9 protein-coding genes are annotated in these 11,549 nt (G+C 72.1%); 4 read left to right on the forward strand and 5 right to left on the reverse strand.

All coding sequences use genetic code 11. The features are described from left to right. Positions 1 to 122: 122 nt before the first annotated feature. Both otsB and ACIQG9_RS21715 read right to left on the reverse strand, forming a co-directional pair. A complete protein-coding gene (gene otsB, locus ACIQG9_RS21710) occupies positions 123 to 2,684 on the reverse strand; it encodes a trehalose-phosphatase (RefSeq protein ID WP_400405215.1) in 2,562 nt (853 codons plus the stop codon). 41 nt (positions 2,685 to 2,725) lie between these two features. Further along, positions 2,726 to 4,126, reverse strand: coding sequence for a trehalose-6-phosphate synthase (locus tag ACIQG9_RS21715; protein ID WP_400405157.1), 1,401 nt, complete (start codon positions 4,124 to 4,126; stop codon positions 2,726 to 2,728). A gap of 367 nt (positions 4,127 to 4,493) precedes the next feature. Between ACIQG9_RS21715 and ettA the strand changes: the two genes are divergently transcribed. The 4 genes from ettA to ACIQG9_RS21735 all read left to right on the forward strand — a co-directional run bounded on the left by ettA (position 4,494) and on the right by ACIQG9_RS21735 (position 8,039). Then, positions 4,494 to 6,170, forward strand: coding sequence for an energy-dependent translational throttle protein EttA (gene ettA, locus ACIQG9_RS21720; protein ID WP_400405160.1), 1,677 nt, complete (start codon positions 4,494 to 4,496; stop codon positions 6,168 to 6,170). Between the two features lie 2 nt (positions 6,171 to 6,172). Then, positions 6,173 to 6,619 carry an acyl-CoA thioesterase gene (locus ACIQG9_RS21725; RefSeq protein ID WP_400405163.1) on the forward strand — a complete coding sequence of 149 codons (447 nt, stop codon included), beginning with the start codon at positions 6,173 to 6,175 and terminating at the stop codon, positions 6,617 to 6,619. Further along, entirely contained in the window at positions 6,616 to 7,320 is a 705-nt protein-coding gene (locus ACIQG9_RS21730) for a hypothetical protein (protein ID WP_400405165.1), read from the forward strand. The genes ACIQG9_RS21725 and ACIQG9_RS21730 overlap by 4 nt, the downstream gene beginning before the upstream one ends. A 131-nt stretch (positions 7,321 to 7,451) precedes the next feature. Then, a complete protein-coding gene (locus ACIQG9_RS21735) occupies positions 7,452 to 8,039 on the forward strand; it encodes a YbjN domain-containing protein (RefSeq protein ID WP_400405168.1) in 588 nt (195 codons plus the stop codon). A gap of 46 nt (positions 8,040 to 8,085) precedes the next feature. Here ACIQG9_RS21735 and ACIQG9_RS21740 read toward each other — a convergent pair whose 3' ends face one another. The 3 genes from ACIQG9_RS21740 to ACIQG9_RS21750 all read right to left on the reverse strand — a co-directional run bounded on the left by ACIQG9_RS21740 (position 8,086) and on the right by ACIQG9_RS21750 (position 11,222). Then, positions 8,086 to 8,511 carry a globin gene (locus ACIQG9_RS21740; RefSeq protein WP_400405170.1) on the reverse strand — a complete coding sequence of 142 codons (426 nt, stop codon included), beginning with the start codon at positions 8,509 to 8,511 and terminating at the stop codon, positions 8,086 to 8,088. A gap of 62 nt (positions 8,512 to 8,573) precedes the next feature. Continuing rightward, positions 8,574 to 9,959, reverse strand: a complete 1,386-nt coding sequence (locus ACIQG9_RS21745; protein WP_400405173.1) for an MFS transporter — start codon at positions 9,957 to 9,959, stop codon at positions 8,574 to 8,576. Between the two features lie 270 nt (positions 9,960 to 10,229). Beyond that, the gene (locus tag ACIQG9_RS21750; RefSeq protein WP_400405218.1) at positions 10,230 to 11,222 is read right to left on the reverse strand and encodes a mechanosensitive ion channel family protein; all 993 of its coding nucleotides are present in this window, start codon (positions 11,220 to 11,222) and stop codon (positions 10,230 to 10,232) included. Positions 11,223 to 11,549 lie beyond the last annotated feature (327 nt).

Raw genomic sequence — 11,549 nt, forward strand, 5'->3', positions numbered from 1 at the left:
GGCGAGGTGGCGGCGTCCGGGAAGTCCGATGCCGCCACCTCGCCGAAACGGCCCTGATCTCAGCCGGAGGTGCGACGACGGCCGGGGACATTCGTCCCCGGCCGTCGTCGGTGCCGATCAGGTCACTGCTTGAGCATGTTGTCCAGCAGCAGGGCGCAGCGGATCAGGCCGAGGTGGCTGTACGCCTGCGGGTGGTTGCCCAGGCCGCGCTCGGCGAGCGGGTCGTACTGCTCGGGGAGCAGCCCGGTCGGGCCCGCCGTGTCGACCATCTGGGCGAACAGCTCCTCCGCGTCGGTGCGGCGGCCGGTGCGCAGGTACGCCTCGATCAGCCACGCCGTGCAGATGTGGAAGCCGCCCTCCCGGCCGGGCAGGCCGTCGTCCCAGTGGTACCGGTAGACGACCGGGCCGCTGCGCAGGTCCGCCTCGATCTTGAGCACGGTGGAGAGGAAGCGCGGGTCGTCGCCCGGGAGCAGGCCCGACAGGCCGATCCAGAGCGACGAGGCGTCCATGTCCTCGTCGCCGTACGCGACGCTGTACGCCTCGACCTCCTCGTGCCAGCCGTTCTCCAGCACGTTGGCGCCGATCCGGTCGCGCAGCTCCACCCACTCCGGCCGGTCCTCGCCGCCGTGCTGGCGCACCACGTGCAGCGCCCGGTCGACGGTCATCCAGCACATCACCTTCGAGAAGATGTGGTGCCGTGGGGGGAGGCGGGCCTCCCAGATGCCGTGGTCGGGCTCGTGCCAGCGGCGGCGGACCGCCTCGACCATGTTGTCCAGCACCCGCCACTCGTCGTCGCGCACCGAGCCCCGGGCGTCGGCGACGGCCGCGATCAGGTCGGCGATCGGGCCGAAGACGTCCAACTGGAGCTGGTGGTTGGCGAGGTTGCCGACCCGGACCGGCCGGGAGCCGGCGTACCCGGGCAGGGTGTCGATGACCGCCTCGGCGCCCAGCTCGTAGCCGTCCACCGTGTAGAGCGGGTGCAGCCGCTCGGGGTGTCCGCCGGTGCGCTCGATGCAGCCGTCCACCCAGCGCAGCAGTCCCTCGGCCTCCTCGATCGAACCGAGGTCGACCAACGCCCGCGCGGTCATCGCCGCGTCGCGCAGCCAGCAGTACCGGTAGTCCCAGTTGCGGACACCGCCCAGCTCCTCCGGCAGCGAGGTGGTCGCCGCCGCCAGGATCGAGCCGGTCGCCTCGTGGCAGAGCCCGCGTAGGGTCAGCGCGCTGCGGGCGACCAGGTCCCGGGCGGTGGCGGGCAGCCGCAGCGAGGCCACCCAGTCCTTCCACGGCTGCTCGGCCGTGGTCTGCCGGTCGTGGACCGGTACGGCGTGGTGCTCCAGGCTGTGCGTCCCGAAGCGCAGCTCCAGGACGGCCTGCCCGCCGGTGGCGGAGAGGTCGACCACCGCGTGCGCGGTCTCGTAGCCGCCGTCGTTGCGGACCTGCCACTCCACCCCGGGGGAGTAGAGCGCGACGGGCTCGTTGGAGCCGAGCACCAGCAGGCCGTCGTCCATCGGCTGGAGCTGGGTGGCGACCTGACCGAACTCGGGGCGCGGGGCGAACTCGACCCGGGCCCGGCCGGAGCCGGTGAGCAGCCGGACCAGGGTGGAGTCACCGGTGACGATCGCCGGGCCGTCCGGGGTGGTCTCCCGGGCCGGCAGGTCCAGCCAGTCGGTGACGGTGAGCCCCGACCAGCGGGTCTCCACGGTCATCGTGCCGTTGCGGTAGCGCTGGCCCAGCGGGATGCCGCCGCGCTCCGGCCCGACCGTGAAGTGCCCGGCCGGGCTGCCGCCGACCAGGTCGGCGAAGATCGCCGCCGAGTCGGGCTTGGGGTGGCAGAGCCAGCTCACCTTGGCCTCGGGGGTGAGCAGGGCGACGGTACGACCGTTGGCCAGCATCGAGTGCCGCTCGATCGGCACGGCCCGCTCGCCGAACAGCCAGTGCCGGCGGGTCTCCAGCAGCAGGCCGAGCGCCCGGGCGGCCTCGATCGGCTCGGTCACCCGGTAGCCGGCCCGGGTGTCGCCAGGGCCGATCTTGATGCCGACGTCCGGGCCGCTCAGGTTGCCGAAGGCGTTCTCGTCGGTGACGTCGTCGCCGATGAAGAGCACCGCGCTGGCCGAGAGCTGGGTACGGAGCTGGTCGACCGCGGTGCCCTTGTGGGTGGCGACCACCGACAGCTCGATGACCTCCTTGCCCTGGGTGACGGTGACGTCCTCCCACGTGGCGGGCCCGTTCCGGACCGCCTCGACGGCGGCGGCGGCGACCTGCGGCGGCACCCCGCGGGTGTGCACCGCGACGCTGGCCGGCTTGCGTTCCAGTCGTACCCCGGGATGCGCGGCGGCGATCTCGCGCAGTGTGTCGCGCAGCCGGGTGCGGACGGCGACCAGTTCGGGGGCGAGCCGCTCGACGAAGCCGATGTCGAACTCGGACCCGTGGCTGCCGACGAGGTGCACCTCGCTGGGCAGCCGGGACAGGGCGGCCAGGTCGCGCAGCGCGCGCCCGGAGACCACCGCGACGGTGGTCTGCGGCAGCGCCGCCAGCGCCCGGACCGCGGCGACCGACTCGGGCAGCGGCACGGCCTTGCTCGGGTCCTCGACGATCGGCGCGAGCGTGCCGTCGTAGTCGCAGGCCACCAGGAGTTGCGGTACGCGGGCGATCCGGCCGATCGCCGCGCGCAGTTCCGGGTCCATCGTCCCCGCGGCGGGGGTGATGATCTCGGCGGTGGGGGCGTTCACTCGGCCTCCGTCCCGGGTGCGCCCAACTCGGTCAGGAAAGACTTCGCCCAGTGCCCCACATCGTGGGTGCGCAGGTGACGTTGCATGATCCGCATGCGTCGACGGGCCTCCGGCTTCTCTACGTGTACTGCCCGCAGGAGGGCGTCCTTGACGGCGTCGGGGTCGTGCGGGTTGCACAGGAACGCCTGGCGCAGCTCGGTGGCGGCGCCGGCGAATTCGCTGAGCACGAGCGCACCGCCCTGGTCGGCGCGCGATGCGACGTACTCCTTGGCCACCAGGTTCATTCCGTCTCGCAGCGGGGTCACCATCATCACGTCGGCCGCGACGTACATCGCGGCCAGTTCGGAGCGACTGTACGACTGATGCAGATAATGCACCGCCGGCACGCCGACCCGTCCAAATTCGCCATTAATCCGACCAACCTCGCGTTCTACCTTGACACGAAGTGCCTGGTAGTGCTCCACACGCTCGCGGCTGGGCGTGGCGACCTGCACCATAACAGCATCCGGAACTGTCAACTTTCCGTCAGCCAGGAGTTCGCGGAAGGCCTTGAGGCGGAGTTCGATGCCCTTGGTGTAGTCCAGCCGGTCGACGCCCAGGATGATCGTCTTCGGGTTGCCCAGCTCCTCGCGGATCTGCTTCGCCCGCGCCTGGATCGCCGGGTCCTCGGCCAGCCGCTCCATCTCCCGGGTGTCGATGGAGATCGGGAACGCGCCGGCCTTCACCTGCCGACCGTCGACCTGGATCATCTGGCCCTCGTAGCGCAGGCCGAGCAGGTGCCGGGCCAGCCGGACGAAGTTCTGCGCGGCCAGCCGCTGCTGGAAGCCGACCAGGTCGCTGCCGAGCAGGCCGCGCAGGATCTCGGTGCGGAACGGCATCTGCATGAACAGCTCGATCGGCGGGAACGGGATGTGCAGGAAGAAGCCGATCTTCAGGTCCGGCCGCAGCTCGCGCAGCATCGCCGGGACGAGCTGGAGCTGGTAGTCCTGCACCCAGACCGTCGCGCCCTCGGCCGCGACGTCCGCCGCGGCCTCCGCGAACCGGGCGTTCACCAGCCGGTACGCCTCCCGCCAGCGGCGCTTGTAGGCCGGCGTCTCGACGGCGTCGTGGTAGAGCGGCCAGATGGTGGCGTTGGACTGGCCCTCGTAGTAGCGCTCCAACTCCTCGGCGCTCAGCGGCACCGGGTGCAGCCGGATGCCCTCCAGGTCGAACGGCTCCGGGGCGGCGCCGGTGCCGCCGGCCCAGCCCACCCAGGTGCCACGATGCTCGGCGAGGACGGGGTGCAGCGCGGTGACCAGCCCGCCCGGGCTGCGTCGCCACTGCCGTCCCTCGGGGGTGCTCACCTCGTCGACCGGCAGTCGGTTGGCCACTACGACAAAGGAGCTACGGACGGTCACGATCGGCCACCTCCGGGTGCTTACTGGTCCACCGCCATGAGCGTACTGAGCGTAGCTGCGGCGTCTGGGACCCCGTGCCGGAGTTACCTACCCGTCCCACGGTTGCGGAACCCGTCCCGTGATCTTGCCGACAACCCCTGGTCAGGGGCCGGCGGCACCGGCCTGCCGGCGAGCCGGACCGGATCGTCGGCGGCGGTGCGCCACGGCGTACCGGCGGGGCGGGGTGATGTGGGCGCGGCGGGCCGTACCTGTCAGGATTGACGACGGCGTGCGCGCGGCCGGCCCCGGCCGGCGGCGGCGGACGGAACGCCCCGCCCGCGCCGCGCCCGCAAGCTCGCGACAGCAACCGACGGAGGTAGCCCGCACCGTGGCCCAGTTCATCTACGTCCTGGATAAGGCGCGCAAGGCGCACGGCGACAAGGTCGTGCTCGACAACGTGACGCTGAACTTCCTGCCGGGGGCCAAGATCGGTGTGGTCGGTCCGAACGGCGCCGGTAAGTCCAGCCTCCTCAAGATCATGGCAGGGTTGGACCGGCCGAGCAACGGCGAGGCCCGGCTGATGCCCGGCTACACCGTCGGCATGCTCGCCCAGGAGCCCCCGCTCAACGACGCCAAGACCGTGCTCGGCAACGTCGAGGAGGCGGTCGCCGCCACCAAGGCCAAGCTGGAGCGGTTCAACTCCATCGCCGAGCAGATGGCCACCGACTACTCCGACGAGCTGATGGAGGAGATGGGCAAGCTCCAGGAGGAGCTGGACCACCTCGACGCCTGGGACGTCGACTCCAAGCTCGAACTGGCCATGGACGCGCTGCGTTGCCCGCCGCCGGACGCCGACGTCACCCAGCTCTCCGGTGGTGAGCGCCGCCGGGTCGCGCTGTGCAAGCTGCTGCTGGAGGCCCCCGACCTGCTGCTGCTCGACGAGCCCACCAACCACCTGGACGCGGAGAGCGTCTCCTGGCTGGAGCAGCACCTGGCCAAGTACGCCGGCACCGTGATGGCGATCACCCACGACCGGTACTTCCTCGACAACGTGGCCAACTGGATCCTGGAGCTGGACCGTGGCCGGACCTACCCGTACGAGGGCAACTACTCCACCTACCTGGAGAAAAAGGCCGCCCGGCTGGCCGTCGAGGGCCGCCGCGACGCCAAGATGAAGAAGCGCCTCACCGAGGAGCTGGAGTGGGTCCGCTCCAACGCCAAGGCCCGGCAGACCAAGTCCAAGGCCCGGCTGGACCGCTACGACGAGATGGCCGCCGAGGCGGAGAAGACCCGGAAGCTGGACTTCGAGGAGATCCAGATCCCGCCGGGCCCGCGGCTGGGCAGCACGGTCATCGAGGCGAACCACCTCGGCAAGGGCTTCGGCGACCGGCTGCTCATCGACGACCTGTCCTTCTCGCTGCCGCGCAACGGCATCGTCGGCATCATCGGCCCGAACGGCGTCGGCAAGACCACCCTGTTCAAGACCATCGTCGGGCTGGAGCAGCCGACCGACGGCGAGGTCCGGGTCGGCCCGACGGTCTCCCTGTCGTACGTCGACCAGAACCGGGAGGGCCTGAACGGCGACAAGACCGTCTGGGAGGTCGTCTCCGACGGGCTCGACTACCTGATGGTCGGCAAGGTCGAGATGCCGTCCCGGGCGTACATCGCGGCGTTCGGCTTCAAGGGGCCGGACCAGCAGAAGCCGACCAAGGTGCTCTCCGGCGGCGAGCGCAACCGGCTCAACCTGGCGCTGACCCTGAAGATCGGCGGCAACGTCATCCTGCTCGACGAGCCGACCAACGACCTGGACGTGGAGACCCTGTCCAGCCTGGAGAACGCGCTGCTGGAGTTCCCCGGCTGCGCCGTGGTCATCTCCCACGACCGGATGTTCCTCGACCGGGTCGCCACCCACATCCTGGCCTGGGAGGGCGACGACGAGAACCCGTCGAAGTGGTTCTGGTTCGAGGGCAACTTCGACGCGTACGAGAAGAACAAGATCGACCGGCTCGGCGCCGAGGCGGCCCGCCCGCACCGGGTGACCTACCGCAAGCTCACCCGCGACTGACCATGGCGGACCGCTTCGTCTACCACTGCACCCTGCGCTGGTCCGACCTGGACGCGTACGGCCACGTCAACAACTCGCGCTTCCTCACCCTGTACGAGGAGGCGCGGGTGGCGTTGATGTTCGCCGGCGGCAAGGCGTGGGGGGTCGGCTCGTTCGCCGACGGTGTGGTCATCCGTCGACACGAGGTCGACTACCTGCGCCCGGTCGACTACGCGCTGGGCCGGGCCACCGCGGAGGCGGCCCCCACGGTGCGGATCGAGCTGTGGGTGGAGGAGATCCGGGCCGCCCGGTTCACCGTCGCCTACGAGCTGTACGACGGTGACGTGCTGGCCAGCACCGCGCGTTCGGTGCTGGTCCCGTTCGACCTGGTCGCCAAGCGGCCCCGGCGGATCAGCGACGACGAACGGGTCTTCCTCCAGTCGTACGCGCCGGCCGGCGGGGCGGCGTGAGCGACGTGTCGACCGCCAGCCCGGGACACGGGCTGGACGGGGGCGCCGACGCGGGCGCGTTCCTCGCCCGGCTGGTGCGGTTCGACCCGGCCACCGTGGTCCGGCTGCGCCCGCTCCACGACACCGGCCGTACGGCGCTCTGGGCCCGGCTGCCGTGGGACGTGCTGGTGGTCCGGACGGTGGCCGGTCTCGCCCCGGGCGACGCCACGGTGGTCGCGGCCGAACTGCTGGCCCGGCTGGAGTCCGCCGACACCACGCTGCCGCCCCGCCGGGACGACCGGTGGCGCTGGCCGCTGCCGCCTGCCGGGTCCCGGCCGGTCGAGGTGCTGCCCGCCGCAGAGCTGCGGCGGATCGCCGAGGCCGCGGCGGGCACCCTGCGGACGGCGGCCACCGAGGGCGTGGCCGGTCGGGCGGTGGGGCAGCGGGTGCTGCGGGACGCCCTGCTCGACCACGTCGCGGTGACCGTCACCCCGGACGACGCCCCGGCCGAGCCGGTCGAGGTCACCCAGCGGCTGGTGCAGGGACTGGTCCGGATGGGATTCCTCGGTCCGGCCGGTCCCGGGTCGGCGATTGCGCCGCCGGCTGTCCAGGTGCGGGTGGCCGGCCGGTGGGTCGGGCTGGTGGGACCATACGGAGCCGCGTGGTCGCGGAAAGTTTCCGAACTCGCAATTCGCCCCACGCGGGATCAGCCGAAAGTATGACCCTCGGTCATTCTTCTGGGCTGGTGCTGCCGTTGGGGGGGTGCTTCAACCCGGCTGTCCGGGTACCGTCCATCCTCGGATCCAACGCACCGTAGGCGATTGGATCCGCTGGGGAGTGAGGTGCGCGAGCGATGCCGTGGTGGTCATGGCGCCCTGGTCCCGCCGTCGGCGGCGACCCGGAAACTCGAAGCGGGATCACAGTGGACAGCAGCGCCGTCCGGGTGGGGCCACCGTCCCCTCGTCAGCCGGGAGACGACTGTCCGGCCACCGAACGGTCCGTCATCACCGACATGCCGGCCTCGGTCGAGCCGGTCACCCTGAGCCGGGTCTGCGACGCGCTCGACCTGCTCGACGTGCGCTACCTGGCCGACGGTGACGGCAACCTGCTGGCCATGTGGGAGCGGCACGCGGTGCTGGTCACCCTGGAGGGCCCCGAGGACGAGATCCTGGTGATGCGGGCCCGTCCACACGCGACCGTGCCGCCGGACTGGGCCGACCGGGCCTACCGGGTGGTCAACGAGTGGAACCACACCCGCCGGTTCTGCAAGGCCTACGTCGGCGACCCGACCGAGCGCGGCCAGCTACCCATCTACGCCGAGCTCCAGGTGCCGCTCGGCGCCGGGGCGCACGACGCGCTGCTGGTGGAGATGCTGGACTGCGGTGCGGCCGTGGCGACGACCTTCGTCGACTGGCTGCACGACGAGGGCGCCCTGCTCTGAGCGGGCGTCGGGTCCGACCCGCGCCGGGCCGGCGCGGGGGTGGCCGCTACCCGCCGGTGGCCGGATCCTCCATCACGTTGACCATGAAGTAGGCGGCCCGCTCCAGGTAGTCCCAGAGCGCGGTGGCGATCTCCGGCGGCAGGTCCAGCTTGTCCACCGCCCGGCGCATGTGGTGCAGCCACGCGTCCCGCTCGGCCGCGCCGATCCGGAACGGGGCGTGCCGCATCCGCAGCCGGGGGTGCCCCCGCTGCGCCGAGTAGGTGTTCGGGCCGCCCCAGTACTGCATCAGGAAGAGCGTCATCCGCTCGGCGGCCGGCCCGAGGTCCTCCTCCGGGTACATCGGCCGCAGCAGTGGGTCGGTGGCGATGCCGGCGTAGAACTCGTCGACCAGCGCGCGGAAGGTGGGCTCGCCGCCGACCGCCTCGAAGAGGGTCGTCGACGGGACGGGCCGGGACTCACCTGCGGAATTCACCGTTCCATCCTGCCAGGTACGGCGGCGCGGCGATCGCCGCGTACGGCCGGGCTGGCTGCCGATCACGTCACAGCGTGCCGGGGGCGGGTCCGCTCACCGTCCAGGGCGGGCGCTGCCGCCCCGGCCCGCGATCCGCCGGCCGGCTGCCGCGGGTCGACCTCCGTGGCGGCATTGGCCCGGTCGGCGCTCTCCACGGCCGCGTCGACGGCTTCCCGGGCCGGCCAGCGCAGCGCGGTGACCAGCATCAGCAGCACCCCCGCCGCGCTCCACACCCCGACCACGCCCGGCACCGAGAACCGGTCGGCGAGCAGGCCGGTGGCGAGTACGGCACCCCCCTGGATGACCTGCACGCCGGTCGCCATCACGCCGAAGGCACGGGCCCGGTAGCCGCTCGGCAGCGCCCGGACGAAGAGCCCGTTGGCGGTCGGGATCAGGCCGGCGACCGCGAACCCGCACGCCGCCGCGAGCAGGGCCACCACCAGTGGCGGCGGGTTGAACAGCGCCGGGACCAGCGCCAGCGGGGCGAGCACCGCCAGCGGTCGCATCAGGGCGAGCCGGCCGGCGGGCGACACCAGGCGGCCGACCAGCAGGCCGCCGATGATGTAGCCGACCGGGTTGGCCGCCATGATGACGGCCTGCGCGACCCCCGAGTCGAGGCCGTTGCCGGAACGCTCCCCGGCCCAGGCGGCGGCGAGGCCCTCCGGGACGATCGAGAAGAGCATGGCGCTGAACACCAGCAGGGCGATGGCCCGCAGGACCGGGGTGCCAAAGACGATCTTGAAGCCCTCGCCGGTCTCGCGCAGCAGATGGGTGCGGTGCGCCGCGTTCACCGCCGGCTCCCGGTCCCGGACGCCGAACCGCACCAGCAGCGCGGAGAGGGCGAAGGTGGCCGCGTTGAGCAGCAGCGCCACCGTCGGGCTGACCGCGGCGACCGCGGCGCCGGCCAGGTAGCCGACCACCTGCGCGGCCTGACCGGCGCTGGCGTTCAGCGACAGCCCGAGCACCAGCCGGTCACCGCTGAGGATCGCCGGCAGCAGTGCCGACCGGGCGGCCTGGCTGGGCGGATTGGCGAGGGTGGCGGTGAACAGCAGGGCGAGCACCGCCCAGACCGGCATGCCGGGCACCGCGATCAGCGCCGTCAGCACCACCCGGATCACGTCGCTCACCACCATCACCTGCCGGTGACGGTGCCGCTCGGCCAGCGCGGCGAGCAGTGGGCCGCCCACCAGCCAGGGCAGGTAGCTGACCGCGAACGCGGCGGCGCTGAGGGCGACGGACCGACTCTCCTGGTAGACCAGCACGGTGACCGCGGCCTTGGCGACGTAGTCGCCCACCCAGGACAGGACGCTGGCCGAGAGGACCGCTCGGTACTCGGCCTGGCCGAACACCTCGTGGAAGGTAGCCGGCCGGTCCGGGGCGGGTAGCTCGTCGGACACCGTCGCCTCCATCGTGCCCCGGCGCCGGCCACTCGTGATGACCCGGCGGGGGCCCCGTCGTCAGATCCACGGATCAGCGATGACGTGATCACGCTCCCGGGAGCGCGTGCACCGGATTCTGCCCGATAGTCTGACAACTGACTAGGGCGAACGGATCGATCGTCGCATCTCCGACTGAACGAACGGACGATACCCGAGGGGCCGCCCGGCGCGCGAGCCCGGATTTCGGCTCGGTGTCCGGTCGGCCCCGGGGCGGCGTATTCGCCGTGGCGACCGCGTGGGTCAGGTGGCCCCGCCCTGTCCGGTCCCGATCGGGCCGGTGGTGCCGGTCGGAGCGGCGGCGCCGGTGCCCACGCCGGTCGGCGGGACGCCGGGGTAGAGCCGGGCCGCCGCGATCCGCGCGGTGATCCCCGAGTTCTCCAGCGCCTCGGCGAGCCGGCGGCGCAGTTCCCGGCCGACCGCGAACTGCCCGTCCGCGGTGGTCTTGACCACGGTGCGGATCACCGCGCCGTCCATCGTCATCTGTTCCACCCCGAGCACCTCGGGCGGTTCGACGACCTCCGGCGCCAGCTCCGGGTCCATCGCCAGCGAGGCGGCGGCGGTCCGCAGCACCGCGCTGGCCTCCTCGGTGCCGGCGAACCCGATCGGCAGGTCGACCACCACCAGCGCCCAGCCCTGGCTCTTGTTGCCGACCCGGACGATCTCGCCGTTGCGGATGTACCAGAGCACCCCGCGCCCGTCCCGGACCGTGGTGACCCGCAGCCCCACCGCCTCGACCACCCCGGTCGCCTCGCCCAGGTCGACCGTGTCGCCGACGCCGTACTGGTCCTCGATCAGCATGAACAGGCCGGCTATCAGGTCTTTGACCAGGCTCTGCGCGCCGAAGCCGAGGGCCACTCCGGCGATCCCGGCGCTGGCCAGCAGCGGGGCCAGGTCGAAGCTGAACTCGCGCAGGATCATCAGCAGCGCGATGCCGAAGACGAACGCGGTGACCATGCTGCGCAGCACCGAGCCGATCGCCTCGGCGCGCTGGCGACGCCGTTCGGGAACGAACTCGGCGGGGTCGAGGGCGGCGGTCGGCACCCGCTCGCGCAGCGGACGCAGCAGCGTGGGCACCGCCCCGTCGGTGGTGGTCCGGACCAGTCGGTTGATCGTCCGGTGCAGCGCCCAGCGGGCCACGATCGCCAGCAGCAGGATCACCGCCACCCGCAGCGGTTTGAGCAGGATCCAGTAGCTGCCCTCGGCGAACCAGGCCGAGTCGGTCAAGTTGTACAGGTAGTCACAGGAGGTGCTGCCCTGGCAGTCGGCGCTCGGGCTCGCGCTCGGGCTCGGGCTCGGGGCGGCGGACAGGACGACGGGCCACAGGCTGACGGTGCTCACCCTGCTTTCGTACCGCAACGGGCAGGTCGGCCCGCCGCCGGCCCACCGGGTCGGTCCCGTCCATGATCATCGGCGGGGAACCGGACATCTTCACACACCGTCGGAGCGGCTTGCCGAGGGACCCCGGATTAGTACGTGCAATCCCTGATTGAGCGATGCAGGGCGGCGGTAACCTGCGGGAACATACAGACAAGATCCTTTGGCACAACCAGGGCACAACCT

The organism is Micromonospora sp. NPDC092111 (assembly GCF_044755745.1).
In the GTDB taxonomy this organism is placed as follows: Bacteria; Actinomycetota; Actinomycetes; order Mycobacteriales; family Micromonosporaceae; genus Micromonospora.